Below are 25,029 nucleotides of genomic sequence, written 5' to 3'. Positions count from 1 at the left end.
CTGCGCATCCGCCCCGTTAGTACCCTGCCGGAGTGACTCCCGGCGGTCTCAGCTCAGGACCATTACTGCGTCCATTTCCACCGGTACGCCCTTGGGCAGGGCAGACACTTCGATAGCCGCCCGGGCCGGATAGGGCTCCTGGAAACAGGTGGCCATGACCTCATTGACAGTGGCGAAATTGGCCAGGTCGGTCATGTAGATATTGAGTTTGACAATGTCCTGCAGATCGCCACCGGCAGCCTCGCAAACGGCCTTCAGGTTCTGAAAAACCTGCCGGGTCTGGACCGCGAAATCACCGGCTACCACTTCCATAGTGGCAGGATCCAGGGGAATCTGGCCAGACAGGTAGACGGTGTCCCCCGCTTTGACCGCCTGGGAGTAGGTACCGATTGCCTGGGGGGCATCATCGGTCTGGATAATGGATTTGTTACTCATTGGCTCAATTCCCGAGTTGCTGTTAAATCGCAATGCTGACGCCCGTGGCTGCCACCTGTCAACCCGGGCCCGGGGCTCAGTGCCGTATCCGGCTGATGTGAGTCACGGCACGGATGTTACGGATCCGGCGCATCACACGGGCAAGATGCTTGCGGCCATTCACGTGCAGTACCACGTTGACAATACTGAGCCGCGCATTCTGCTCTTCCACATTGATCCGCTCGATGTTGCCATCGGCCATGGCCACCGCGCCGGCCAGTTCGGCGATGACCCCGCGCTGACGCTCCAGCTCCACCCTCAGCTCCACCGAGAACTCATCAGCTATGTCTTTTGCCCACTTGAGGTGGGTCAGCTGTGCCCGGTCTTCCGAGCCTTCTGGCAGTCGCTTGCAGGTATCGCTGTGGATCAGCAGGCCCCGGCCTGAATCCATAACCCCCACCACGGGGTCCCCCGGTATGGGCTTGCAACAACTGGCAAATCGGACCAGAAGTCCCTCCGTGCCGCGTATGGTAACAGCATTGGTTTGCGGGTCCGGTTGCAACTGCCCCAGATCCACCGACGTGCTTTCCGACCCCAGGTCGCCGGCCACCAGCTGGCGGGCAATCAGGTAGGCCATGCGGTTACCCAGCCCGATCTCGCACAGCAGATCATCAAAACTGGATACCTGGTTATGCTGCACCACGGCATCAATCTGACTCTGGCTGAGGCCTGACAGTTTTTGTGAAAATCCGTTGAGAGACTTCTTCAGCAGGGTTTTACCCAGTGCCAGTGACTCTGTGTGCTGTTGCAGCTTCAAGGCGTGACGGATGCTGCTGCGGGCCTTGCCGGTGGCCACAAAGCTCAGCCAGGCGGGATTGGGCCGGGCCCCGGGCGCGGTAATGATCTCTACGGTCTGGCCGCTCTGCAGGGGCTGGCTCAGGGAGGCCAGATTGCGATTGATGCGGCAGGCAACACAGGCATTACCGATATCGGTGTGGATGGTGTAGGCGAAATCCACCGGTGTGGCGCCGGAGGGCAATTCCAGTATTTTTCCTTTCGGCGTGAACACATAGATTTCATCGGGGAACAGATCGGTTTTGACGTGCTCGATAAATTCCAGAGAGTCGTCTGCCCGTTCCCGCATTTCCATCAGGCCCTTGACCCAGCGGTCAACCCGTTTCTGATTGACGGCGGTCACCGGCGACTGCTCGTGCTTGTACATCCAGTGGGCAGCAATACCATCGTTGGCAATCTGCTCCATTTCCTCGGTACGGATCTGGATTTCAATGTTCACATGCATACCAAACAAGGTGGTGTGCAGGGACTGATAGCCATTGGCCTTGGGCATGGCAATGTAATCCTTGAAGCGGCCAGGCAAAGGCTTATAAAGGCTGTGCATGGCGCCAAGAATCCGATAGCAGTCATCTTCCGTGTCGGTGACGATACGGAAGGCGTATACATCCATGATTTCATGAAAGGATTTGTGCCGGAACTTCATCTTGTTGTAGATCGAATTCAGGTGTTTCTCACGACCAAGAATGCGCCCGGGCAGGCCCCGTTCAGTCAGCTTTTCCTCAAGCCGGCCGCGGATTTCATCAATGATTTCCCGGTGACTGCCACGCAGTTTGTTGATGGCCTGGGTGATATAGCGGGAGCGCATCGGGTAAAGCGCTGAAAAACCCAGATCCTCCAACTCGGTACAGACCCGGTGCATACCCAGCCGGTTGGCAATGGGAGCATAGATATCAAGCGTTTCGGTGGCGATCCGTTTGCGCTTCTCATAGGGCATGGGACCGAGGGTACGCATGTTATGGAGCCGGTCCGCCAGCTTGACGATGATAACGCGGATATCCCGGGCCATCGCCAGCGTCATTTTCTGGAAGTTCTCGGCCTGTGCCTCGGCGCGGGAGCGGAATTCGATCTGGGTCAGTTTGCTGACACCATCCACCAGATCCGCAACAGACTCTCCGAATTGCTCATTGAGCGCGTCTTTCGGAATACCGGTATCTTCAATGACGTCGTGCAGCATGGCCGCCATCAGGCTCTGGTGGTCGAGGCGCATATCCGCAAGAATGCCGGCCACCGCAAGCGGGTGGGTAATATAGCGCTCGCCACTGCGGCGCATCTGGCCCTCGTGGGCCTGTTCGGCGTAATAGTAGGCCCTTCGCACCTGATTGACGCGACCACGGTCAAGATAGCTGCTGAGCTGACCTGCCAGATCCTCAACTGATGTTTCGTCAATCACCGCTTCCGACACCGCGCCTCCGTTTCTCTTTTCAACTGGCCATCTGTAGCTTTGACCTCATTGCTGGCCGCAGAGACAAAAAAACCCGAATGCGAACATTCGGGTTCTTCCATCACCCCGCCGGGAAAGCATGCCCCCTGTTCGGGCACCCTTGCTTCCACTATAAATCCATCGGGGCAGATATCAATGGCCATTTACGCCATTAACAGTAATAACTTACTCGTCATCGACCTCTTTCAGCAGATCGCGGCTGATTTTTCCTGCTGCGATTTCCCGCAGGGCGATGACTGTCGGCTTGTCGTTTTCTTCGGGAACCAGGGGCTCATAGCCCTTGGTCGCGATCTGGCGAGCGCGTTTGGTGGCCAGCATAACCAGCTGAAAGCGGTTATCGACGTGTTCCAGGCAATCTTCAACGGTGACTCGTGCCATAACTTCCCCGACTGTGAATTACAGATTCTGATAGATTCAGTAAGCCTGCCATGAAATCGGGCAGGGCTCGAAAGACCGCATAGTTTAGCGCCAACCGGTCATATTGTACACACTGATGACTCACTGGTTATCGTCAGGTACAGCGCCCATCAACTCCGACAGAAGCCCGGCATGACGCACTTCCTGAACTTTCATTCGCAACCGCTGGGCGGCGACTATAGCGAGCAGTTCTGTGAGGGCATGGTCAAAATCGTCATTAACCACCAGGAAATCAAATTCCAGGGCATGGCTGCATTCCTCGGCGGCCTCCTTCAACCGGCGCGCAACCACCTCTGGCGCATCGGTACCGCGGCCGGTCAGGCGTTCCTGCAGTGCCGCAAAGGAAGGCGGCACGATAAAGATGCTGACACAACCGGGCATCAATCGACGGATCTGGGCTGCCCCCTGCCAGTCAATTTCCAGAATCACATCCTGACCCCTGGCGAGGGTCTGCCCCACCCACACCTGGGAGGTACCGTAGTAGTTTCCGAAAACATCAGCATGCTCGAGGAACTCTCCCCTGCCGATCATTGCCTCGAAAGCCTCACGGGGCACAAAGTGATAATTGACACCATCCTGCTCACCCGGACGAATGGGTCGGGTGGTGTGCGATACCGAAACCCCAAGTCTGGCATCGCGCTTGAGCATGGCGCCCACCAGGCTGGTCTTGCCAGCTCCGGAAGGTGCCGAAATCACGTACAGAGTGCCTGTTTCGACGGGCTGAGTCATAACACCTGAGATACTCCGGAAGTGCCGCCTGCCGGGTGCCGCAATCAGCACCGACAAGGTTCAGAATCATCGGGCCACTGACCGGAGCCCGTTCAAAGAGTGCGCAATTATACGGATTCCGGCGCCGGACGCACACCCGCTGTTATTCGAGGTTCTGCACCTGTTCTCGCATTTGTTCAATCAACACCTTGAGATCGACCGCCGTGCGGGTTACTGCAGCATCGATTGACTTGCTGCTGAGGGTATTGGCCTCACGGTTCAGCTCCTGCATCAGAAAATCAAGACGCCGGCCAACGGCCTCATCCCGCTGCAGGGTTTCCTGCACCTCCCGGATGTGCGCATCGAGCCGGTCGAGCTCTTCAGCCACATCCGCCTTCTGGGCCTGCATCACCATTTCCTGGGACAGCCGCTCGGGATCCAGCTCTACCTGCGCCTTGCGAAAACGTTCCCGCAGGTTCTGGTCCTGCTGCTGCAACAGCTCCGGCATTCGGCTGCGCACCCCAGCCACCAGATCATTGATGGTCTGCAGGCGCTCATCGAACAACGGCCGCAGGCGCTCACCTTCCCGCTCACGTACCGATACCAGTTCGGCAACGGTGCGCTGGAACAGCTCTTTCGCGGCGCCCCGGACCGGTGTCAGATCCGGCTCCTGCTGGTCAAGAACGCCCGGCCAGCGGAGAATCTCCAGGGCGCTGATATGGGCAGGATTGTCCAGCAGCCGGTTGACGTAATTGACGGCATCGTTCAGCTCGCCGGCAATACGGTCATTGATAGACAGCCCGCTGCCAGCCGCTTCATTCTGCTGCAGCCGGATGCCCACATCCACCTTGCCCCGCCCCAGTGTTCGCCGCAGATGGTCGCGAAAATCGTTCTCCAGCTCCCGCAGAGCTTCCGGCAACCGGAACGAGGGTTCCAGGTAACGATGATTGACGGTGCGAATCTCACAGGTCACCGTCCCCCAGTCCGCCTGAGTTTCCTGGCGGGCAAACGCCGTCATGCTACGGATCATGGTCTCTCCAAGGGCTGTCAAACGGTTTTCAAGTGCCTCAGTCTAACAGCGACCCCTGCCCCAGGCGAGTCAGCAGCCTGCCGGCCCCCATGCTATACTACGCGACCTTCAAACCTCGGGCGACACAGTCGTCACCTTACTCATCTTACAGACACTCAGGATGCACCTATGAGACCCAGCGGAAGATCGCCGGAACAACCAAGAGACGTCAGAATCACCCGCCACTTTACCCGCCACGCTGAAGGCTCGGTTCTGGTGGAGTTCGGTGACACCCGGGTGATCTGCACTGCCTCGGTGGAAAACAAGGTTCCGCCGTTTCTGCGGGGCGAAGGCAAGGGCTGGATAACGGCCGAATACGGCATGTTGCCCCGCTCTACCGGCAGCCGGATGGGACGCGAAGCCGCCCGCGGCAAACAGGGTGGCCGTACCGTCGAGATCCAGCGCCTGATTGGTCGCTCGCTGCGGGCAGCGGTTGACTTGAGCGCCCTCGGCGAACACTCCATTACCATTGACTGTGACGTCATCCAGGCCGACGGCGGCACCCGCACAGCCGCCATCACTGGTGGCTGTGTCGCCCTGGTGGACGCACTGAATCATCTGGTCAAGGAAGGTCGCCTGAAACAGTCACCGTTAAAGCAGATGGTGGCGGCGGTGTCGGTGGGTGTATACCGTGGCACGCCGGTCGTGGACCTGGACTACCCGGAGGATTCCGAGGCCGAGACCGACATGAATGTCATCATGACCGATCAGGGTGGTTTCATTGAGATTCAGGGCACCGCTGAAGCGGCGCCGTTCGTGCAGGACGAACTCGACAGCATGCTGGCGCTGGCAAAATCAGGCATTGCGTCGCTGTTTGAAATCCAGAAAGCGGCCCTGAACGCGGGCTAGCGCGTTTACGCGATGTTGCATGGCAGCTCTCGTTGCCACGCAACATCGCTCACGGCGTCAGAAGCTGATGTCGATGTCATAGTCCATGATCAGCGGGGCGTGATCCGAGAAACGGGTGGCGTCGTCTATCCAGCCATCGCGGATGGTTTTCCGGATACCCGGCGTCAGTAACTGGTAGTCCACACGGATACCGACGTTCTTGCGCTCACCGCCGTCCCATTCCGGCCACCAGGTAAACTGGTTGCTCTGCTTGTTAACCTCGCGGAACGCATCAATGGTGCCCTGCTCATCGATCAGGCGGTCAAGCCACGCCCGCTCGTGAGGCAGGAAACCGGAAACATCAAGCTGGTGATAGACCGGACTGGCGTCGGTGACATGGTGAGCGGTCTGCAGGTTTGCACAAAAGATGAACTGACGCCGTTTGCGCAGGGTTTTCTGGATGTGCAAACCAAACCCTTCAAGAAATGCATCCTTGTGGTCAAGCACGGTCAGATCGTCTTCGCCCAGCAATTCGTCTTCCCGCCCCAGGGCGCAGGGTGCCAGCACACAGGCCACGCTGACCTTGTCAAAGTCCGCCTGCAGAAAGCGACCCTCACGGTCTGCCTGTTCGTTGGCGAAACCGTACATGATGGCTTTCGGGAAATGGCGGGTATAGATGCCCACACCACCATCCTCGTTTTTTTCACCGTCGATAAAGTAGGCTTCATAGCCCTCAGGGACAAGGCCTCGGTCTTCAATCTCATAGGCCCTCATGCGATGATCCTGAACGCAGATCACGTCAGCATCCTGACCCGAAATCCAGTCAAAGAAGCCCTTTTCAATAGCCTGTTCGAGGCCGTTGACGCTGACAGATACTACACGCATACGTATTCCCTGATTCGGTTTGTGTGTATGATACCGTTTTTACACGTTTTTGAAAGAACCAGATCCTGCCAGAAGCCTTGCCATGCATGACTACCAGCACGAATTCATTGAGTTTGCCATTCACCGGAATGTTCTTAAGTTCGGTGAATTCACCCTGAAGTCCGGACGCACCAGTCCCTACTTCTTCAACGCCGGCCTGTTCAACACCGGCGATGACCTGCTCCGCCTGGGTCAGGCCTACGCTGCGGCACTGTCCCGGAGCGGGCTGGAGTATGACATCATTTTCGGGCCTGCCTATAAGGGCATACCGCTGGCAACCACTACCGCCATGACCCTTGCCAACCAGGGTGACAACCGCCCCTGGGCGTTCAACCGCAAGGAAGCCAAGGATCATGGCGAAGGCGGAAATATCGTTGGCGCTCCGCTGGCAGGCAGGGTCCTCATTATCGATGATGTCATCACCGCAGGCACCGCCATCCGCGAGTCCATGGACCTGATCAAGGCCGCAGGCGCCACGCCCGCCGGCGTCCTGATCGCCCTCGACCGCCAGGAGCGCGGTAAAGGCGCGCAATCCGCCATTCAGGAGGTGGAAGACTCCTTTGGCATCCCCGTGGTCAGCATCATCCGCCTGGAACAGGTACTGCACTATCTGCAGAGCCGGCCAGGCTTCGAAAGCCATGCCGAAGCCGTGGCCCGCTACCGGGCGGAATTTGGCGTCTGACCTTCTGCCACTGCAAACAACCGATGTTGTGAAACCGGCACTTCGCGAACTGTCACCTTCTGGTATGCTTGCAGACAGAACATACTGACCCAGCCCTGTACGGTTTTCATATATGGCACTGACTCAGCGACTCATCCCCCCTCTGATTGCCGTCGTTCTGACACTGGCAAGCGGCGTTGCAGACGCCCGCATGTACCGCTATCAGGACGATAATGGCCAGATGGTGATCAGCAACACCGTGCCCCAGGAAGCCTCTGTCCGCGGCTACGAAATTCTCAATGCCCAGGGCCGGGTGATCGAACGGGTCGCCCCGGCCCCGACAGCGGAAGAAATTGCTGCCCGGGAAGCGGCCGAACAGCGCGAGCTGGACGCTGCCCGCCAGCAGGAACTTGACCGTGCGCTGCTCCTGAGATTCAGCCATCCGGACGAAGCCGTCCGCGCCATGCACCGCAAGATCCGGGAACTGGAAGGCCTGAATCAACTCAAGCGCGGCAATATATCAGTGATTGTCTCGCAGCTGGACAATGAACAGTCCCGGGCGGCGGACCTGGAACGTGCCGGTCGTGAAATTCCGGACGCGACGTTGCAACGCATTGACCGTCTGCAGGCCCAGATTGACGATATCGAACGGGAGATTGCAGCCCAGAATACGGACATTCGCACCATTCGCGAAGCCTATCTTGAAGACATTATCCGCCTCGAAGAAATAACCGGCCGCGAACGCACACTACCGCTGACCCCCAACCGCGACGAAAGCCAGCAATAGCCGCCAGCAAGTTACAGGCATCACTCGTTTCCACATAAAAAAAGGCCGTCCGCAGACAGCCTTTCGCAGTGCACAACCCGCCAATCAGGCGCTGGCAGTCTTGTCAGTGCTGGTCTTGTCGCTGGTGGTGCTTTTTGCCTTGCTGACCGGCTTGTCACCGGTAACGGCTTTGCTGACAGACTCAGCTTTTGATGATACTTCCTTGCTGGCGGTTTTAGCCGCTGAAGACACTTCCTTGTTGGCTGAACGGGCAGCACTGGACACGTCTTTGGCGGATTTGTCCGCAGCTTTTGACACTTCTTTTGCAGCATTACTGGAAGCCTTGCTGACTGCACCCGTTGTTTCGCGGGTTTCACGCTCAAGCTTGGCGACCAGATCAGCGGCAAAGCTGCCAACCTGGGTATTCAGCGTCCGCAACTGCTCAAATACCGCACCACTGGCGCCGTAGTAACGCTTGCGCAAGCCTTTGACGCTGTATTCACGAACTTCCTTTTCAAGCTTCTCGGCGTAATGGAAAGGGCGCTCGGCCAGTTTTTTCTGGCTGTCCTCGGCCGCATTAATGCCCTTTTCGACCATGTCCTGAATCTGTTCCTGCCATGATTTAAGCTTACCCATGGGGCTATCTCCTGTCGTAGTCTCTATTGATTTCGGTCCTGAAGGCGCCTTGCTAATGGTTCCGGCCCGGCGCCTTACCGCTGACTCTGAACAGATCATATCCGCACAAATTAGAGTAATCACACTAGAAACACCCCTGGATTCTCAGGTCACCTCAAAGTGAACCACCCTGCAATTTACGTTTTCGTCACTTGAGACCGCCAAGGTTTTCGCCATAATCGGACGCTCGAAAAAGCAAAGAGATAGGGAAATTTCAGAGAGCTGTGGCCCTGGGGTGGCCGACCCCCAACGTGTTTTACCCGACCTGCGAGACTTATCCGTACCAACGATTGTCCGACGAGGAAACCTATGACTTTTTCGGCACAGCAACACGCCAGACATTGGCCGCTGGCATTACTCCTGATCACCCTCATAGCCCTGACCGGGTGTCGAGGCGACTCCAATATCTCCCGTGCACTGTCCGGAGGAAATACCCAGAGCACCAACGAGACAGAACAGACCAGTGCATCATCGGACGACCAGCACGAACCAGAGCAGCCGCAACAGTCGCCCATCAACGGAGGAAGTAACAGTCCGGCAAATTCCCAAAACCCGGCTGAAGACACTGCCAGTCAACCACAGGATGCCCTTGCAGATCGTTCCGATGAGGCCGAGACGCCGCTGGTGGCTGACCCGGTATTTGTTGAACGCCCCACCCTGCAGTGGGACAGCCCGCTGACCCGGGAAGACGGCAGCAAGCTGTTTCCTGGCGAAATCAGTGGCTACAAGGTGTATTTCCGGCTTCGGCATCAGAAGCACTTCAGGACCATCGAGCTTGAAGGACCGGATGCAAATCGATTGAAACTGGATGACTTTGAAACCGGTGCCTACGAGTTTTCAGTCAGCACCCTTGACAGCGAAGGCCTTGAAAGCCAGCGTTCGGAGCCCGTTCCGGTTGATCTGATCTGATCTGATCTGATCTGATCTGACAATGCTGCGCCCCAACATGGATGGGGCGCAGCTTGTTCTCGGCCGTGTAAGCTACCGGCTTTACCTTTCTGCCGTTGCCGGATTACCACCGAAAGATCACCCAGCTCGGGATCAGCAAGGTGGATCGGTCCTCCCGGATCCAGCCGCCACCATCCGCCGGCACCAGGTAGTACGCGGGCCCCCGGTTCGGAACAACCTTTATCTCCCGCAGTTCGCCGTTCACCCGATATTCATAGAAAACCTCATTCTCACCCGGCCGGATCACAATTTCCGAGTCAGATGCATCTGGCTGGTATTCCGGAATGACCACCGGCTCCTGCGGCTGGTCGACAGGACGGTCAAGGGCGCGACGGTCATCCGCGGCCTGCACAGCAAACGCCCATGCGAAAACCGCAAGACCCGCCAATGCGGAGAACCGACGTAGTTTCATGATAACCTCTGTTGCTGATGGCGCCACCGCAACCGCCGGATGGCTGACTCTGAAAGCGTTGCACAGGCTTTGTTAACCTTCAATCAGATTCCGGATCCTTTTTGACATGAATCAGCAGAAAATGCCTCCCGTTGTTCTGGTAGATGGCTCTTCGTACCTGTTCCGGGCATTCCACGCGCTGCCTCCGCTGACCACCAGCAAGGGCCAGCCCACCGGTGCCATCAAGGGTGTCATCAGTATGCTGCGGCGTCTCGAGCAGGACTTCCCTGGATCAAAGGTCGTTGTGGTTTTTGATGCCAAGGGCAAAACCTTCCGCAACGATCTGTACGAGGCCTACAAGGCCAACCGGCCGCCCATGCCGGAGGATCTGGCAACCCAGATTGAACCTATTCACCAGATAGTGCGCGCCATGGGCCTGCCCCTGCTGATCATCCCCGACGTTGAAGCCGATGATGTGATTGGCACCCTGGCCACCGAGGCGACCGCAAAAGGCGTCGATGTGGTGATCTCCACCGGTGACAAGGACATGGCGCAACTGGTGAGCGACCACGTCACCCTGATCAATACCATGACCGAAACCCGGATGGACCGGGACGGTGTCATCGAAAAATTCGGTATTGCCCCGGAGCAGATTGTGGATTACCTGGCGCTGGTGGGCGACAGCGTCGACAACATCCCCGGCGTCAGCAAGTGTGGCCCCAAAACCGCCGTCAAATGGCTGACCCAGTACAAGACCCTGGACAACCTCATGGCACACGCCGGTGAAATCGGCGGCAAGATTGGCGACAACTTCCGCGAAGCCCTGGACCACCTGCCCCTGAGCCGGGAGCTGGCCACCATCCGCACCAATGTCGAGCTGGAGTTTGGTATCGGCGAGGTTCGTCCGGCACCGGAAGACCGCGTGCAACTGCTTGAACTCTTCCGGGAATACGAATTCAAATCCTGGATCGCCGAGTACTCCGGGCCAGCGACGTCTGCCACTGACGAGCCATCATCGAACCCGGCTCATTCCGGCCCGGAGACTGACCCCGCTAATCACAAGGCCCTTGAGCGCAACTACCAGGTAATTCTGGAGCAGGCCGAACTGGAGCTGTGGATAGACCGGCTCAGGCAGTCACAACTGTTTGCCTTCGATACCGAAACCACCAGCCTGCGCTACAGCGAGGCAGAAATCGTCGGTGTTTCTTTTGCCGTGACCCCCGGGGAGGCCGCCTATCTGCCACTTGCCCACGATTATATGGGCGCCCCGGAACAGCTGGACCGGGATGAAGCACTGGCCCTGCTGAAACCGCTGCTGGAAGACGCCAGTCTTCGCAAGGTCGGGCAAAACCTGAAGTACGACATGAATGTGCTGGCCAACCACGGTATCGAACTGCGGGGCATAGCCGAAGACACCATGCTGGAGTCCTACGTCCTGAACTCCACCGCCACCCGCCACGATATGGACAGCCTGGCCCTGAAATATCTGGGCGAGCAAACCACCAGTTTCGAATCCGTCGCCGGTAAAGGCGCCAAACAGCTCACCTTCAATCAGGTGGACCTTGAGCAGGCCGGGCCCTATGCCGCCGAAGACGCGGATATCACCCTGCGCCTGCACCAGGTGCTGCGCCCGCTGCTGGAGGCGACGGGGCGCCTCAGGTCCGTTTACGAGGACATCGATCTGCCGCTGGTGCCGATACTCTCTCGCATTGAGCAGCGCGGTGTTCTGATCAACGCTTCCACACTACGTCAGCACAGCCAGGAGCTGGCAGAGCGCATGGCTGAACTGGAAAAAGAGGCGCACCAGGAAGCCGGCGAAGTCTTCAACCTGGGTTCTCCCAAACAGTTGCAGGCCATTTTTTACGACAAGATGGGACTCCCGGTGGTCAGGAAAACGCCCAAAGGTGCCCCCTCTACCGCCGAACCGGTGTTGCAGGAACTGGCCCACGAGCACGCGCTGCCCAGACTGATTCTTGAGCACCGCAGCCTCAGCAAGCTCAAGTCCACCTATACCGATACCCTGCCCGACCTGATCAGCCACCGGACCGGCAGGGTACACACGTCTTACCATCAGGCGGTAACGGCCACCGGGCGACTGTCCTCGTCGGAACCCAACCTGCAGAACATCCCGATCCGCACCGAGCAGGGCCGGCGGATTCGCCAGGCCTTCGTGGCACCGGAAGGGTTTATCATCATGGCAGCCGACTACTCGCAGATCGAGCTGCGCATCATGGCTCATCTGTCAGGCGACACAGGCTTGCGGGATGCATTTTCCCGTGGCGAGGACATTCACCGGGCCACCGCCGCCGAGGTATTTGGTGTGTCCGTAGAGGAGGTCAGCCCGGACCAGCGCCGCAGCGCCAAAGCCATCAACTTTGGCCTGATCTACGGCATGTCCGCCTTCGGGCTGGCGCGGCAACTGGAGGTGGAACGGAAGGTGGCCCAGAACTACATTGATCGCTACTTCGAGCGTTACCCCGGCGTTCTGGCCTACATGGACCGGATCCGGCGCCAGGCTCACGATGATGGCTATGTCGAAACCCTGGCGGGCCGCCGGCTTTACCTGCCGGAGATCAATGCCCGCAACAAGCAGATGCAACAGGCCGCAGAGCGCACGGCCATCAACGCCCCCATGCAGGGTACGGCAGCGGACATCATCAAACGGGCCATGGTGGAAGTCGACAACTGGCTGCTGCAGGCGCACCCCGACGATGCCCGGGTGATCATGCAGGTACATGATGAACTCGTCCTCGAAGTGCGCCCGGCAGCGGTGGAAAAGGTTCGCGAAGGTCTTGAGAAGCGGATGTCAGCCGCCGCTACTCTTGATGTGCCTTTGCTGGTGGAAACCGGCACCGGCAACAACTGGGACGAAGCCCACTGAGGGACCCTGAACGCTCACTTCTGGTGCGCCGACAAACTCATCGCACCAGAAGTGAGCGACCACCTGAACAACAGAAGCCCTTGTTTTCAAATCGGATTCCCTGCCAACACGGGTAATCGCTGTTTAGTCACTGGCGCTTTCGACGGCATACTTCTCGCATGGTACATCCGAAACCAATACTCAAGTAGGTCCCATGCGAGGCAGCTTCATGACATCTCCGGCAACCGAACGCAGTTGGCTGTTTGATCCTTCGACACTGAAGCTGGTGCACCAGTGCCGCAAGCTGATCCAAATGGAGTTTGGCGTCAAACTGCACCTCACCGATGAGGCCCTGGAACAGCGACTGGCCAGCTACGCGGGTAAATCCCGGTCGGCCAGCCTGGGGCGCACCTGGCGCACGCTTCAGGAGCAGGTCCCGGGTCTCAAGGTTTATTCATCTGAAGCGGAATCAGGTAATACGGCGAAGACGCTGCGAGGCCAGACCCTCGCCGACCGTAACAGCAGCCCGCCAGAAAACCCCGGGGACAGGCCCGTAAAGACCATTACCTATCGGGGGCAGACCATTACGGTATAAACGGACGGAGCAAGACGGGACGACCAGAGCTGCTCACAATTCCATGTGGGCAGCTCCGGAGAGCGGCGAACGCCTGCTCAGTCGCTCTGGATCGAGAGTTTGTCGACGGTAGATGACAGCTTGTCAGCACTCTGGGCATCGGTACCCAGCTTGATCATCAGACGCAGGTCGTTGGCCGAATCGGCGTGGGCAATGGCATCCTCATAGGTGATGCCACCTTCAGAGTACAACTGATACAGGGCCTGATCGAAGGTCTGCATTCCGGATTCCGTGGACTTGGCCATCAACTCCTTGATCTTGTGTACTTCCCCTTTGCGGATCAGGTCCGCCACCAGTGGAGTGTTGATCAACACTTCAATAACTGCCCGCCGTCCCTTGCCATCCGGCGTCGGAATCAGTTGCTGGGCCACAATGGCCTTGAGGTTCAGCGAGAGATCCATCCAGGTCTGGTGATGCTGATCAGGGTTGAAGAACTGAATGATCCTGTCCAGCGCCTGGTTGGCGTTGTTGGCGTGCAGGGTGGCAAGACAAAGGTGACCGGTTTCGGCAAACTGCACCGCATACTGCATGGTTTCACGGGTTCGGACCTCACCGATAAGAATTACGTCCGGCGCCTGTCGCAGGGTGTTCTTCAGTGCGACCTCAAAGCTTTCGGTATCAATGCCCACTTCCCGCTGGGTAACGATGCAACCCTGATGCTGGTGAACGAATTCGATGGGGTCTTCAATAGAAATGATGTGGCCACGGCTGTTGCGGTTGCGGTGCCCCAGCATGGCGGCCAGCGAGGTGGACTTGCCGGTGCCGGTCGCGCCCACAAAGATGATCAGGCCGCGCTTGGTCATGGCCAGATCCTTGACCACTTCCGGCAGACTGAGTTCGTCTATCTGGGGAATCTTCACTTCAATCCGCCGCAGCACCATGCCACAGAGATTACGCTGGAAAAAAGCACTCACCCGGAACCGCCCGATGCCCCGTGCACTGATGGCAAAGTTACATTCGTGGCTTTCCTCAAATTCCGCGCGCTGCTTCTCATTCATCGAGCCATACACAAACTCACGGGTCTGTTCAGGCGTCAGAGCGCTCTTGGTGACCGGCAACACCTTGCCATTGACCTTCATGCTTGGCGGCACACCTGCGGTGATAAACAGGTCAGAACCGCCTTTTTCGACCATCAGTCGAAGCAATTTGTCGAATTCCATGATTTCACTTCCAGCGTCAGCACATCGTTTATGCAGCACGGACCGGCAAAACCCGGCCCGTGCCTTGTTCAGAAATTGTCAGGAATCTTGGCCTTGGCCCGCGCCGCCTCGCGACTGATCAGGCCTTTTTGCAGCATGCGCTGCATGCACTGATCCAGTGTCTGCATACCCAGCTGGCCGCCCGTCTGGATCGCCGAGTACATCTGGGCCACCTTATCTTCGCGGATCAGGTTGCGGATTGCTGCGGTGCCGATCATGATTTCGTGAGCTGCGATACGGCCCCCGCCCATTTTTTTCATCAGGGTCTGGGACACCACCGCCTGCAGGGATTCCGACAACATCGAGCGGACCATGGACTTTTCCTCGGCCGGGAATACGTCCACAACCCGGTCAATGGTCTTGGCCGCCGAGGTGGTGTGCAGGGTGCCGAACACCAGGTGCCCGGTTTCCGCTGCGGTCAGCGCCAGCCGTATGGTTTCCAGATCCCGCAGCTCGCCCACCAGAATGATGTCCGGATCTTCCCGCAGGGCCGAGCGCAGCGCTTCGTTAAAACCCAGGGTGTCACGATGGACTTCACGCTGGTTCACCAGGCACTTCTTGGACTCGTGAACAAATTCAATGGGGTCTTCAATGGTGAGGACATGCTCGTAACGGGTGTCATTTATATAATCGAGCATGGCTGCCAGGGTGGTGGACTTGCCGGAACCGGTTGGCCCTGTCACCAGAACCAGACCACGGGGCACCGAGGACACGTCCTTGAAGACCTGCCCCATGCCCAGATCTTCCATGGTCAGTACTTTCGAGGGAATGGTCCGGAACACCGCACCCGCGCCACGATTCTGATTGAAGGCATTGACCCGGAAACGGGCAACACCCGGAACCTCGAACGAAAAGTCTGTTTCCAGAAACTCCTCGTAATCCTTCCGCTGCTTGTCATTCATGATGTCATAAATCAGTCCGTGGACTTCTTTATGCTCCATGGGCGGGAGGTTGATGCGACGAACATCACCGTCAACACGAATCATCGGGGGGAGACCGGCGGAAAGATGCAGGTCAGATGCGCCCTGTTTGGCGGAAAACGCCAGCAGTTCAGTAATATCCATAGGGTTCCTCGGAAGGCTATTCTTATATCCCTGGCCCGGTGCTCCGGCCCGGCTGTCCGGCGCCACGCCCGATCAGCACCCGGCCCTGCCACCTGATCGTTCCAGCTTGGCTTTTCAGCAACCTGCGGGTAACGTGTCTTGCGGATACAGCCAGATTCATCAACGGCCAGACAAACACCATGAGCAGCATAGCAGACAACATCCGGAGCGTAACCCGACGCATACAAAAAGCAACAGAGTCGGCGGGACGCCCCGCTGGCAGCGTCGCCCTGCTTGCGGTCAGCAAAACCCGGCCGGCGGCGGAAATCCGGGAGGCGGCGGCTGCCGGACAGCACGCCTTCGGCGAAAACTACCTGCAGGAAGCACTCGACAAAATCGGAGAATTGGGAGATGTGCACGGTTTGCAGTGGCACTTTATCGGCCCCATTCAGTCCAACAAAACGCGACCGATTGCCGAGAATTTTGACTGGGTCCACAGCGTTGACCGACTCAAAATCGCCCGCCGGCTGAGCGAGCAGCGAGAGGCGCACCGCCCCCCCCTGAACATCTGCCTGCAGGTCAATATTGATAATGAGGACAGCAAAGCCGGGTGTTTACTGTCCGAATTGCCACAACTGGCGACGGCGGTCAGCTCGCTGCCGAATATCTGTCTGCGGGGGCTGATGGCCATTCCTGACCCGGATCAGAGTGAGGAGAATCTGAGGCTCAGTTTTCACCGACTGGCCGAAGCTCTGGCCGAGCTGCGCCGGCAACCGGGGATCGAGGCGCCCCTCGACACCCTCTCGATGGGCATGTCTTCCGATCTTGAGGTGGCCATTGCCGAAGGGGCCTCCTGGGTACGCGTGGGCACCGCCCTGTTTGGCGAGCGGCAACGGTAAACTCCGGGACCGGATTACTGTTATCATCCCGGCATCAACTCTTTGTATTGCGGAGTAAACAGTGACCACTTCACCGACCATATCCTTTATCGGCGCTGGCAATATGGCCAGCGCCATCATCGGCGGCATGCTGGATAGCGGAATCCAGGCCGCCAGCATCTGGGCCAGCGCGCCGGACGACGAGCATCTGGAGACCCTTCGCAAACGGTTTGGCGTCAGCGTAACCAGCGACAACCGTTACTGTGCACAGCAGGGTGATGTGGTGATTCTCGCCGTCAAACCGCAGATCATGGCGGATGTCTGCCGCGACATTGCACCACTGGTTCAGAACACACGTCCACTGGTCGTTTCCATAGCTGCCGGACTGGGCGCTGACACCCTCGACCAATGGCTTGGTGGCGGGCTTCCGCTGATCCGGGTCATGCCCAACACGCCATCACTGGTGGGCAAGGGCGCCGCTGGCCTGTATGCCAATGCTGCCGTTTCCGACGAACAGAAGGCAACAACGGAAACTATTTTCAACAGCGTTGGCAAAGCCGTCTGGCTGGAGAGTGAAGATCAGCTGCACGCAGTAACAGCGCTTTCCGGCAGCGGACCGGCCTACTTTTTCCTGATGCTGGAAGCTCTGGAGGCAGCCGCAACGGAAGCGGGTGTTGCTCCCGGGAATGCCCGGGAGCTGGCCATCCAGACCATGGCCGGTGCCGCGGAAATGGCCGCCCGCAGCGATCAGGACCCCGCACAACTAAAACGCAATGTGATGTCCCCGGGCGGAACCACCGAGCGAGCCATCCAGTGTTTCGAGGATGGCGGCCTGCGGCCGCTGGTCAAGGATGCATTCGCAGCGGCCCTGAAGCGTTCCCGGGAAATGGCCAGCGAACTTGCAGGCAAAAACCCGGGCTGAGATCGGGCCCAACCATTACGTATAACCACGGAGACATGGCTACATGCTGGCGCAGATTGTCATCACCATCCTGCAGATTGTTTCAACCTTCTATCTGACCATCGTGCTGTTGCGCTTTTTGCTGCAGCTGGCCCGGGCAGACTTCTATAACCCGATATCCCAGTTCACGGTCAAGGCTACCAATCCGCTGCTGCGCCCGTTGCGACGGGTCATCCCCGGCTGGGGCGGTATCGACGGAGCAGCGCTGGTGCTGGCGGTGCTGATCCAGGCCATCACCTTCATACTGATCCTGATGGCCATCACCGGCGGCCTGCCGGCCATCAATCCGATCACTCTGCTGAGCTGGTCGGTCATCAGTGTGCTGCTGCTGATTGCGCGAATCTACTTCTGGTCGGTGATTGCGGTGGTCGTCGTCAGCTGGGTGGCACCACAGAGCAATCATCCCGCCATTCGCCTGGTCGCTCAGATAACCGAACCGGTGATGCGCCCCATCCGCAACATCATTCCCTCACTGGGCGGACTGGATCTGTCACCCATTGTGGTGTTCCTGGTGCTCAATGTGGTCATTGTGATGCTTCAGCACATGGGGCAAGCGGCCGGACTTTCAGCACTCGGCCTGGCAATGTGACAGGATTAACAGACCCCGCAACTGAATCGACATACCCTGCAAAGTAATACCCCAAGATTAATTTTGCGTTATCTTGTAACAGGCAGTGAGCTCTTCGGGGCTCACTTACGCCCTCCGCATGGAGGCATGGCCCATGGCAATCCCGGGCAATTCAGGGCTACAGCATGAACGGACCAGCGATCCTGGCGCACCAGGTTGAAGCGTATCACCAGTGGAAGAAGGAACTCATCCGCCAGATCAGCCGCTATCGTCTGTGGCTGCAGGACAACAACCTGTATTCCGACGATATCAGCGAGCGCATCCGTAACGGCGTCGAACTGCTGATCGAAGACGAACTGACCATCGCGTTTGTCGGCGAATATTCCCGGGGCAAGACCGAGCTGATCAACGCTCTGTTTTTCGCGGAATACGGCCAGCGGATGCTGCCGTCGGAGGCTGGCCGCACCACCATGTGCCCCACCGAACTGTTCTTTGACCGGGCCTCCAACACCAATTATCTGCAGCTGCTTCCCATCGAAACCCGGGAAGGCGACCTCTCCCTGCAGCAATTACGCAGACACCCGGAACGCTGGACCCGCCATGAGCTGGACGAACGGGACCCGGACATGATGCGAGAGGTGCTCGCGGAGGTGGCCCGGGTCCAGAGTGTCAGCCCCAACCAGGCCAGAGTTCTCGGGTTTAGCGATGCCATGCTGGAGCCGGACCGCAGCCAGCCGGGCCAGGTGCTGATTCCCATGTGGCGCTGTGCCCGAATCAGCATCCGACACCCCATGTTCGAGCGGGGCTTGCGCATTATCGATACTCCTGGCCTGAACGCGTTGGGCTCTGAGCCCGAACTGACCGTCAGCCTGCTGCCATCGGCTCACGCCATTCTGTTCATGTTAAGCGCCGATACCGGGGTCACAGCCAGTGACATGGCCATCTGGACCGATCACATTGACACCGACAATGCTGATCATCGTGCCGGTCGTTTTGCCGTACTCAACAAGATCGACACCCTCTGGGATGAGCTCAAGCCGCCCGGGCAGGTAGAAGAGAGCATTCAGCGTATCCGCCGTTATACCGCGGATCAGCTGGGCCTGAAGCTGGATGATGTAATCCCGGTGTCGGCAAAACAGGGGCTCACCGCCCGGGCCCGTCAGGACAATACCCTGTTGGAGCGCAGCGCCCTGCCCGAGCTGGAGCGGCTGCTCATCGGCCGGATCCTGCGCCACAAGGAAGAACTGATCACCCACAGCCTGATCAATGACCTGCTGGGCATGCTGCAAAACAGTCAGGCCGCCATGCAGGCCCGCCTGGGCGGACTTGAAGAGGAACTCCAGGCCTGTGCCGGCGGCACCATCGACCGGGAAGCCCTGCGACGCCTGGCCGACCGCGCCCAGACCGATTACGACTTTTATTACCGCAAGCTGATCACACTTCGCTCCAGCCGCCGGCTGATGCAGTCCCAGGGCGAAATACTTTCCGATATGGTCAGCTCCGCCCGGTTTGAAACTCATGCTGACGGCGTCCGCCGCATGATGACCAAGAGCTGGACCACCGCAGGCATGAGCCGGGCCATGAACCACTTCTTTGAATTGCTCGAAAGTGACCTGCAGAACCTGATGGCTGAAGGCCGTCTGGCGGAACGTATGGTGGAAGCCATCTATCGCCGCTACAACCAGGACAGCCGGGCCCGGCACCTGGAGCCGATTCCGCTGCGGGCGGGACGCCATGTCATTGCCCTTCGCGAATTGCGCAAGAAAGCAGATCGCTTTCGTCATGCACCGGGCAATCTGCTGCGGGAACAGAATCAACTGATCCGTCGTTTCTTCAATGTCATGGTCAGTGAGGCCCGCACCCTGCATGACCGGGTACGCCGTGACGTTGAGCGCTGGCCGGGAGAGGCATTGCTGCCGATCATGCAATACTCCATGGAGCAGAAACAGCTGCTGGAACACCAGGTGCGACGAATTCGCGACATGGCCCGCAACGATCGGGACAGCAAGTCCCAGCGCGATCGGCTGGCCAACAGCATCACCGATCTGCGCCGCCAGCTGGAGCTGGCCGATGCCATGCAACGCCAGATCCGCCGCCCGGCACCCACAATGATGCAACAAAAGGTGGTTAATATCTCCGGAATCGCCTGAAGGTCCCTGATGGCGGTTGCAGCCGCCGGGGGCGGCCTTTAAACTGCAGGGCCTACGTCGGCACCTGCAGGTGCCGACCCGCGAGACGCTGATCAACCGAGGATCCTGTTGCTTCGATGCCAGACTCCCTGCCCCCGGACTCTGTGGGCCTGGTCGCCCCCCGGACCCTACACTTCGACCAGCCGCTGACTCTGGCCTGCGGTCAGACACTGCCCAACTGGGATCTGGTGATCGAAACCTACGGCACCCTGAACGAGAGCCACTCTAACGCGGTGCTTATCTGCCACGCCCTGAGCGGTCATCACCATGCAGCCGGTTACCACAGCATGGAAGACCGTAAGCCCGGCTGGTGGGACACCTGCATCGGCCCCGGCAAACCCATCGACACCAATCGCTTCTTCGTGGTCAGTCTGAACAATCTGGGTGGCTGCCATGGCAGCACCGGTCCCACATCTACCAACCCTGAGACCGGCCAGCCCTACGGCCCCGATTTCCCGGTCATCACCGTGAAAGACTGGGTGCACAGTCAGGCCATGCTGGCCGATCAGCTTGGTATCGAATGCTGGGCTGCGGTGGTAGGCGGCTCCCTGGGTGGCATGCAGGCACTGCAGTGGAGCCTGAGCTATCCGGACCGGCTGCGCCATGCGGTGGTCATTGCATCCACACCCCGGCTGAGCGCCCAGAACATTGCCTTCAACGAAGTGGCCCGCCGTGCGATTACCTCCGATGCGGACTTTCATGGTGGCCGCTACCATGAGCATGACACCCTGCCCCGCAATGGCCTGATGCTGGCCCGTATGGTGGGACATATCACCTACCTGTCCGATGCCTCCATGGGGGAGAAGTTCGGCCGGGAGCTGAGGGATCAGGCCTACCAGTTTGGCTACGATGCCGAATTCCAGGTTGAGAGCTACCTGCGTTATCAGGGCGAGCGTTTTTCCGAGTCCTTTGACGCCAATACCTATCTGTTGATGACCCGTGCGCTCGACTATTTTGATCCGGCCTACGACGCCGGCAACGACCTGGCCAAAGCCATGACGGCGGCAAGCTGTGAATTCCTGGTGTTGTCCTTCAGCACCGACTGGCGTTTTACACCGGCCCGTTCCCGGGAACTGGTTGACGCCATGATAGCCGCCCAGCGCAAGGTCAGTTACGTCGAGATTGACGCGCCCTGGGGACACGATGCGTTTCTGATTCCAACGCCACGGTACACCGAGGTGTTCACCGCCTATATGGGCCGGGTTGCCCGGGAGGTGGGCCAATGAGAGCCGATCTCGATATTATCCAGCAATGGATCAAACCGGGAAGCCACGTTCTGGACCTGGGCTGCGGTGACGGCACCCTGCTCGACTTCCTGCAGAACCAACGCCAGGCCACCGGGTTTGGCCTTGAGATCAATATGGATCACATCACCAGTTGCATGGCGAAGGGTGTTGCGGTAATCGAACAGAACCTTGACACCCAGGGCCTGTCCAACTTTGCCGATGCCAGCTTTGATGTGGTGCTGATGACCCAGGCCCTGCAGGCGGTGCGCCGGCCAGATATTGTGCTGGACGAAATGATGCGCCTGGGCAAGGAAGGCATAGTGACCTTCCCCAACTTTGCGTACTGGCGGTTACGCTGGTCACTGATGTGCCGCGGGCGGATGCCGGAATCGGAGACCCTGCCCCACAAATGGTACGACACACCAAATATCCGTTTGTGCACGTTCAAGGATTTTGAAGCGCTCTGTTATGACAAAGGTTTTCGTATTCTTAACCGCACGGTTGTGGACGGATATCATCAGGACCGCTGGCTGAGCCGGCTCTGGCCCAACATGCTCGGCCAGATTGCCATCTACCGAATTACCCGGGGAGACTGACCATGCGTTTTACACCCATCCTGTTCAGCCTGATCACTCTGGCCTGCCTGTGGTCCCTGAGCATCACGGCCAGCGCCCAGTCTGTGCGTTTTGGCGACTACGAGATCCATTACAGCGTCTTTCCCAGCACTTTCCTGACACCGGAAGTGGCGGCAGAGAACAATCTTCGGCGCAGCCGGAGCATTGGCATTGTGAACATTTCACTGATGAAGCGGGATGAAAATGGACACATCCGAACCGTGCAGGGCCAGGTTGAAGGACAGGTGCTGAACGAGATACGCCAGACCCGGTTTCTGGCCTTCCGGCGAATTCAGGAAGGGGACTCGGTGTATTTTATCAGCGAGTACCAGTACCGCCCCGGTGAGCTCATGGTCTTCCAGCTCAACGCCCGGCCCAGTGGTCACGACCGCGATCTGCCGGTCCGCTTTTCCCACACCCTGTTCAATGACTGATTCCATAACCGGAGGTTCCGTGGCAGCCACCACACTGGTACTGGCCAGCAACAATCAGGGCAAACTCAACGAGTTCACGGAGCTGCTGGCACCGCTGGGTCTCGTGCCCGTAGCGCAACGCGAACTGGGAGTAAGCGAAGCCGAGGAGCCTGCCATTACCTTTGTGGAGAACGCCATCCTCAAGGCCCGTCATGCCGCCAGCGCAACCGGGTTGCCAGCGCTGGCGGACGACTCCGGTCTGTCTGTGGATTTCCTTGACGGCGCTCCCGGGGTTCGTTCCGCCCGTTATGCCGGCGAAAATGCCAACGATCAGCTCAATGTTGAGGCTTTACTCAGGGCGCTGGCCGGCGTGCCGGAAGCGGCTCGCGGTGCCCGCTTTCATTGCGTTCTGGCCTATCTGCGCCACGCCGATGACCCGACCCCATTGATTGTCCATGGCCAGTGGGCCGGACGTATTCTCGAAAGCCCTGCCGGTGCCGGCGGCTTTGGCTATGATCCGGTGTTCTTCGCCCCGGAATTCGGTTGCAGTGCAGCGGAACTGACCCGCCCGCAGAAGGCCAGTGTCAGCCACCGCGGCAAGGCTCTGCGGCAGCTGATATCCGGTCTGGCTGATGTCCGGGGCATGGTGGCAGGCTGACACCATGCCCAAACCTCCCCTCGGTCTGTACGTGCACGTTCCCTGGTGTGTGCGCAAATGCCCCTATTGTGACTTCAACTCCCACGCCCAGCAGGGCGAGCTGCCGGAACAGGCTTATCTGGATGCGCTTGAGGCAGACCTGGTGCCCGACCTCAGCCTGGTGCGGGAACGCTCCATTGATACGGTGTTTATTGGTGGCGGCACACCCTCACTGATGAGCCCGGATTTCTACCACCGGCTGTTCGCCATGCTGAACCGCTACCTGAGCTTCCACCCGGATGCTGAAATCACGCTGGAAGCCAACCCCGGCACCATCGAACAGGGACGCTTCGAAGGATTCCGGGACGCCGGTATCAACCGGCTGTCACTGGGCATCCAGAGTTTCCAGCCCGAGCAATTGCAGCGCCTCGGGCGAATACACGACGAACAGGACGCCCACCGCGCCATTGAATCTGCACTGAACGCAGGTTTTGATAATTTCAACCTGGACCTGATGCACGGCCTGCCGGATCAGACACCGCAGACAGCGGTCATGGACCTGGAGGCAGCCCTGCGCTGGCAGCCACCGCATCTGTCCTGGTATCAGCTGACCCTTGAACCCAATACCGAGTTTTACAGCCGGCCTCCGAGCCTGCCTTCCGACGATGCCATGTGGGATATCTATCAGGCCGGGCGGGATCACCTGCACCAGAATGGCTTTGCATCCTATGAGGTCTCCGCCTGGAGCAAACCCGGAAGAGCCTCGCGCCACAATCTGAATTACTGGACCTTTGGCGATTATCTGGCTCTCGGCGCCGGGGCTCACGGCAAGGTCAGCATGGCCGACGGCTCCATCCAGCGTTACTGGAAAACCCGTCAACCCGATGCTTACCTGAACCGAATCGGCTCGCGTACCGCCGGACGACAGACCATCACAACAGAAGAGCTGGGTCTTGAGTTCATGATGAATGCGTTGCGTCTGACCGAAGGCGTGAGCGAAGACCTGTTCCGGGAGCGTACCGGTTTACCACTGGACCGAATTGCTGTAATACTCTCAGCATTACGGAAAGAACAACTAATGAAACCGGGCCGTCTGCAGGCAACTGAGCTCGGGCAGCAATATCTGAACAGCCTGCTGGAGCGTTTCTTGTGATGACGGACACAGGTGGGACCCGGCACGTAGCACTGGGGGTGCTCATTGCAGCAACGGTGGCGCTGCTGGCCGTTCAGTTTGGCCTGAACCAGCCCCTGCTGACCCCTTATGCCCCCCAGGGCATGATCAGCTTCCAGTTGGCAGCCACAGCGGAAAGTTCACAGATAATTCTCGACAGCTGGCGAACCGTGGGCCACGGCTGGGTTGTCGCTTCCCTGCTGACGGGCCTTTTGTTGGTCGTTGTCTATACAACCATGCTGGTGCGGCTCACTGACTACCTGATGAGAGACCGTCCCGGGGTCCGGGAGCAGAAGGAAGGACGCTGGGTAAAACGTCTGTTTATCGGTGCCGGCCTTGCCAGCACCGTCGAAAACCTGGCACTGATGAACAACCTGAATCCGCCCACCGACAGCATGAGCCTGACCGCCACCATGATGACCCTGGCCAGCTACACCGGACTTCTGCTGGGCGCGGCAGGGCTGTTCCTGATCCGCGCGAGCCGGCGCCACCCGCTGGTTCCCAGAGGGACCAGCGAACCTTAGGCTGGCAGCTTGACA

26 protein-coding genes are annotated in these 25,029 nt (G+C 58.8%); 16 read left to right on the top strand and 10 right to left on the bottom strand.

All coding sequences use genetic code 11. From position 1 onward, the window contains the following. Positions 1 to 48: 48 nt before the first annotated feature. From AAC035_RS03800 to AAC035_RS03780, 5 genes are all read right to left on the bottom strand, one after another. Positions 49 to 435, bottom strand: coding sequence for a RidA family protein (locus AAC035_RS03800; protein WP_339800118.1), 387 nt, complete (start codon positions 433 to 435; stop codon positions 49 to 51). Between the two features lie 76 nt (positions 436 to 511). After that, a complete protein-coding gene (locus tag AAC035_RS03795) occupies positions 512 to 2,659 on the bottom strand; it encodes a RelA/SpoT family protein (protein ID WP_339800121.1) in 2,148 nt (715 codons plus the stop codon). Between the two features lie 216 nt (positions 2,660 to 2,875). After that, positions 2,876 to 3,088: a DNA-directed RNA polymerase subunit omega gene (gene rpoZ, locus AAC035_RS03790; RefSeq protein WP_339800115.1), complete on the bottom strand. Its 213-nt coding sequence runs from the start codon at positions 3,086 to 3,088 to the stop codon at positions 2,876 to 2,878. Positions 3,089 to 3,208: 120 nt separating this feature from the next. Further along, on the bottom strand, positions 3,209 to 3,856 hold the full coding sequence (gene gmk, locus AAC035_RS03785) for a guanylate kinase (protein WP_339800112.1): 648 nt from the start codon (positions 3,854 to 3,856) through the stop codon (positions 3,209 to 3,211). Between the two features lie 142 nt (positions 3,857 to 3,998). Beyond that, positions 3,999 to 4,865 (bottom strand): YicC/YloC family endoribonuclease, encoded by an 867-nt coding sequence (locus AAC035_RS03780; protein WP_339800109.1) that lies wholly within the window; start codon positions 4,863 to 4,865, stop codon positions 3,999 to 4,001. Between the two features lie 168 nt (positions 4,866 to 5,033). Between AAC035_RS03780 and rph the strand changes: the two genes are divergently transcribed. Beyond that, the gene (gene rph, locus AAC035_RS03775) at positions 5,034 to 5,753 is read left to right on the top strand and encodes a ribonuclease PH (RefSeq protein ID WP_339800106.1); all 720 of its coding nucleotides are present in this window, start codon (positions 5,034 to 5,036) and stop codon (positions 5,751 to 5,753) included. A 57-nt stretch (positions 5,754 to 5,810) separates the two neighbouring features. Here the strand turns inward: rph and AAC035_RS03770 are convergent, their stop codons facing one another. Then, the gene (locus AAC035_RS03770; protein ID WP_339800103.1) at positions 5,811 to 6,617 is read right to left on the bottom strand and encodes an exodeoxyribonuclease III; all 807 of its coding nucleotides are present in this window, start codon (positions 6,615 to 6,617) and stop codon (positions 5,811 to 5,813) included. Positions 6,618 to 6,699: 82 nt separating this feature from the next. Between AAC035_RS03770 and pyrE the strand changes: the two genes are divergently transcribed. Beyond that, positions 6,700 to 7,338, top strand: a complete 639-nt coding sequence (gene pyrE, locus AAC035_RS03765) for an orotate phosphoribosyltransferase (protein WP_339800100.1) — start codon at positions 6,700 to 6,702, stop codon at positions 7,336 to 7,338. Between the two features lie 112 nt (positions 7,339 to 7,450). Beyond that, entirely contained in the window at positions 7,451 to 8,104 is a 654-nt protein-coding gene (locus AAC035_RS03760; RefSeq protein ID WP_339800097.1) for a DUF4124 domain-containing protein, read from the top strand. 84 nt (positions 8,105 to 8,188) lie between these two features. Here the strand turns inward: AAC035_RS03760 and AAC035_RS03755 are convergent, their stop codons facing one another. Further along, on the bottom strand, positions 8,189 to 8,719 hold the full coding sequence (locus AAC035_RS03755) for a hypothetical protein (protein WP_339800094.1): 531 nt from the start codon (positions 8,717 to 8,719) through the stop codon (positions 8,189 to 8,191). Positions 8,720 to 9,067: 348 nt separating this feature from the next. On the opposite strand from AAC035_RS03755, the gene AAC035_RS03750 reads away from it, so the two are divergent. Beyond that, entirely contained in the window at positions 9,068 to 9,667 is a 600-nt protein-coding gene (locus AAC035_RS03750; protein ID WP_339800092.1) for a hypothetical protein, read from the top strand. Positions 9,668 to 9,770: 103 nt separating this feature from the next. Here AAC035_RS03750 and AAC035_RS03745 read toward each other — a convergent pair whose 3' ends face one another. Then, positions 9,771 to 10,118 carry a DUF2782 domain-containing protein gene (locus AAC035_RS03745; RefSeq protein ID WP_339800089.1) on the bottom strand — a complete coding sequence of 116 codons (348 nt, stop codon included), beginning with the start codon at positions 10,116 to 10,118 and terminating at the stop codon, positions 9,771 to 9,773. Positions 10,119 to 10,224: 106 nt separating this feature from the next. Between AAC035_RS03745 and polA the strand changes: the two genes are divergently transcribed. Both polA and AAC035_RS03735 read left to right on the top strand, forming a co-directional pair. Then, complete coding sequence (gene polA, locus AAC035_RS03740) at positions 10,225 to 12,978, top strand: DNA polymerase I (RefSeq protein WP_339800086.1); 2,754 nt, start codon at positions 10,225 to 10,227, stop codon at positions 12,976 to 12,978. Between the two features lie 208 nt (positions 12,979 to 13,186). Further along, complete coding sequence (locus AAC035_RS03735) at positions 13,187 to 13,552, top strand: hypothetical protein (RefSeq protein WP_339800084.1); 366 nt, start codon at positions 13,187 to 13,189, stop codon at positions 13,550 to 13,552. Positions 13,553 to 13,629: 77 nt separating this feature from the next. Here the strand turns inward: AAC035_RS03735 and AAC035_RS03730 are convergent, their stop codons facing one another. Both AAC035_RS03730 and AAC035_RS03725 read right to left on the bottom strand, forming a co-directional pair. Continuing rightward, a complete protein-coding gene (locus AAC035_RS03730; RefSeq protein WP_339800081.1) occupies positions 13,630 to 14,751 on the bottom strand; it encodes a PilT/PilU family type 4a pilus ATPase in 1,122 nt (373 codons plus the stop codon). Between the two features lie 68 nt (positions 14,752 to 14,819). Further along, positions 14,820 to 15,854 (bottom strand): type IV pilus twitching motility protein PilT, encoded by a 1,035-nt coding sequence (locus AAC035_RS03725; RefSeq protein WP_339800079.1) that lies wholly within the window; start codon positions 15,852 to 15,854, stop codon positions 14,820 to 14,822. Between the two features lie 179 nt (positions 15,855 to 16,033). Between AAC035_RS03725 and AAC035_RS03720 the strand changes: the two genes are divergently transcribed. From AAC035_RS03720 to AAC035_RS03675, 10 genes are all read left to right on the top strand, one after another. After that, positions 16,034 to 16,732, top strand: a complete 699-nt coding sequence (locus AAC035_RS03720; protein ID WP_339800077.1) for a YggS family pyridoxal phosphate-dependent enzyme — start codon at positions 16,034 to 16,036, stop codon at positions 16,730 to 16,732. Between the two features lie 61 nt (positions 16,733 to 16,793). Continuing rightward, positions 16,794 to 17,633 carry a pyrroline-5-carboxylate reductase gene (proC, locus tag AAC035_RS03715; protein ID WP_339800075.1) on the top strand — a complete coding sequence of 280 codons (840 nt, stop codon included), beginning with the start codon at positions 16,794 to 16,796 and terminating at the stop codon, positions 17,631 to 17,633. Between the two features lie 43 nt (positions 17,634 to 17,676). Then, the gene (locus tag AAC035_RS03710; protein ID WP_339800072.1) at positions 17,677 to 18,261 is read left to right on the top strand and encodes a YggT family protein; all 585 of its coding nucleotides are present in this window, start codon (positions 17,677 to 17,679) and stop codon (positions 18,259 to 18,261) included. 164 nt (positions 18,262 to 18,425) lie between these two features. Continuing rightward, positions 18,426 to 20,390 (top strand): dynamin family protein, encoded by a 1,965-nt coding sequence (locus AAC035_RS03705; RefSeq protein WP_339800070.1) that lies wholly within the window; start codon positions 18,426 to 18,428, stop codon positions 20,388 to 20,390. A gap of 116 nt (positions 20,391 to 20,506) precedes the next feature. Then, the gene (locus AAC035_RS03700; RefSeq protein ID WP_339800067.1) at positions 20,507 to 21,655 is read left to right on the top strand and encodes a homoserine O-acetyltransferase; all 1,149 of its coding nucleotides are present in this window, start codon (positions 20,507 to 20,509) and stop codon (positions 21,653 to 21,655) included. Continuing rightward, complete coding sequence (gene metW / locus AAC035_RS03695; protein ID WP_339800065.1) at positions 21,652 to 22,251, top strand: methionine biosynthesis protein MetW; 600 nt, start codon at positions 21,652 to 21,654, stop codon at positions 22,249 to 22,251. Before AAC035_RS03700 ends, metW begins: the two co-directional genes overlap by 4 nt. 2 nt (positions 22,252 to 22,253) lie before the next feature. Further along, positions 22,254 to 22,703 (top strand): DUF4426 domain-containing protein, encoded by a 450-nt coding sequence (locus AAC035_RS03690; protein ID WP_339800062.1) that lies wholly within the window; start codon positions 22,254 to 22,256, stop codon positions 22,701 to 22,703. A 19-nt stretch (positions 22,704 to 22,722) separates the two neighbouring features. Next, complete coding sequence (gene rdgB, locus AAC035_RS03685; protein ID WP_339800059.1) at positions 22,723 to 23,340, top strand: RdgB/HAM1 family non-canonical purine NTP pyrophosphatase; 618 nt, start codon at positions 22,723 to 22,725, stop codon at positions 23,338 to 23,340. Positions 23,341 to 23,344: 4 nt separating this feature from the next. Then, positions 23,345 to 24,472, top strand: coding sequence for a radical SAM family heme chaperone HemW (gene hemW / locus AAC035_RS03680; RefSeq protein ID WP_339800056.1), 1,128 nt, complete (start codon positions 23,345 to 23,347; stop codon positions 24,470 to 24,472). Further along, the gene (locus AAC035_RS03675; RefSeq protein ID WP_339800052.1) at positions 24,472 to 25,014 is read left to right on the top strand and encodes a hypothetical protein; all 543 of its coding nucleotides are present in this window, start codon (positions 24,472 to 24,474) and stop codon (positions 25,012 to 25,014) included. The genes hemW and AAC035_RS03675 overlap by 1 nt, the downstream gene beginning before the upstream one ends. The last annotated feature ends 15 nt before the right edge of the window (positions 25,015 to 25,029 follow it).

The sequence above is a fragment of the uncultured Marinobacter sp. genome, from assembly GCF_963974375.1.
Classification (GTDB): Bacteria; Pseudomonadota; Gammaproteobacteria; order Pseudomonadales; family Oleiphilaceae; genus Marinobacter.
This window is presented reverse-complemented; position numbering and strand designations above follow the sequence as displayed.

Coding starts and splice junctions, on each gene's coding strand:
- AAC035_RS03800 (WP_339800118.1), bottom strand. CDS start 435: ATGAGTAACAAATCCATTATCCAGACCGATGATGCCCCCCAGGCAATC.
- rpoZ (WP_339800115.1), bottom strand. CDS start 3,088: ATGGCACGAGTCACCGTTGAAGATTGCCTGGAACACGTCGATAACCGC.
- gmk (WP_339800112.1), bottom strand. CDS start 3,856: ATGACTCAGCCCGTCGAAACAGGCACTCTGTACGTGATTTCGGCACCT.
- AAC035_RS03780 (WP_339800109.1), bottom strand. CDS start 4,865: ATGATCCGTAGCATGACGGCGTTTGCCCGCCAGGAAACTCAGGCGGAC.
- rph (WP_339800106.1), top strand. CDS start 5,034: ATGAGACCCAGCGGAAGATCGCCGGAACAACCAAGAGACGTCAGAATC.
- AAC035_RS03770 (WP_339800103.1), bottom strand. CDS start 6,617: ATGCGTGTAGTATCTGTCAGCGTCAACGGCCTCGAACAGGCTATTGAA.
- pyrE (WP_339800100.1), top strand. CDS start 6,700: ATGCATGACTACCAGCACGAATTCATTGAGTTTGCCATTCACCGGAAT.
- AAC035_RS03760 (WP_339800097.1), top strand. CDS start 7,451: ATGGCACTGACTCAGCGACTCATCCCCCCTCTGATTGCCGTCGTTCTG.
- AAC035_RS03755 (WP_339800094.1), bottom strand. CDS start 8,719: ATGGGTAAGCTTAAATCATGGCAGGAACAGATTCAGGACATGGTCGAA.
- AAC035_RS03750 (WP_339800092.1), top strand. CDS start 9,068: ATGACTTTTTCGGCACAGCAACACGCCAGACATTGGCCGCTGGCATTA.
- AAC035_RS03745 (WP_339800089.1), bottom strand. CDS start 10,118: ATGAAACTACGTCGGTTCTCCGCATTGGCGGGTCTTGCGGTTTTCGCA.
- polA (WP_339800086.1), top strand. CDS start 10,225: ATGAATCAGCAGAAAATGCCTCCCGTTGTTCTGGTAGATGGCTCTTCG.
- AAC035_RS03735 (WP_339800084.1), top strand. CDS start 13,187: ATGACATCTCCGGCAACCGAACGCAGTTGGCTGTTTGATCCTTCGACA.
- AAC035_RS03730 (WP_339800081.1), bottom strand. CDS start 14,751: ATGGAATTCGACAAATTGCTTCGACTGATGGTCGAAAAAGGCGGTTCT.
- AAC035_RS03725 (WP_339800079.1), bottom strand. CDS start 15,854: ATGGATATTACTGAACTGCTGGCGTTTTCCGCCAAACAGGGCGCATCT.
- AAC035_RS03720 (WP_339800077.1), top strand. CDS start 16,034: ATGAGCAGCATAGCAGACAACATCCGGAGCGTAACCCGACGCATACAA.
- AAC035_RS03710 (WP_339800072.1), top strand. CDS start 17,677: ATGCTGGCGCAGATTGTCATCACCATCCTGCAGATTGTTTCAACCTTC.
- AAC035_RS03705 (WP_339800070.1), top strand. CDS start 18,426: ATGAACGGACCAGCGATCCTGGCGCACCAGGTTGAAGCGTATCACCAG.
- AAC035_RS03700 (WP_339800067.1), top strand. CDS start 20,507: ATGCCAGACTCCCTGCCCCCGGACTCTGTGGGCCTGGTCGCCCCCCGG.
- metW (WP_339800065.1), top strand. CDS start 21,652: ATGAGAGCCGATCTCGATATTATCCAGCAATGGATCAAACCGGGAAGC.
- AAC035_RS03690 (WP_339800062.1), top strand. CDS start 22,254: ATGCGTTTTACACCCATCCTGTTCAGCCTGATCACTCTGGCCTGCCTG.
- hemW (WP_339800056.1), top strand. CDS start 23,345: ATGCCCAAACCTCCCCTCGGTCTGTACGTGCACGTTCCCTGGTGTGTG.
- AAC035_RS03675 (WP_339800052.1), top strand. CDS start 24,472: ATGACGGACACAGGTGGGACCCGGCACGTAGCACTGGGGGTGCTCATT.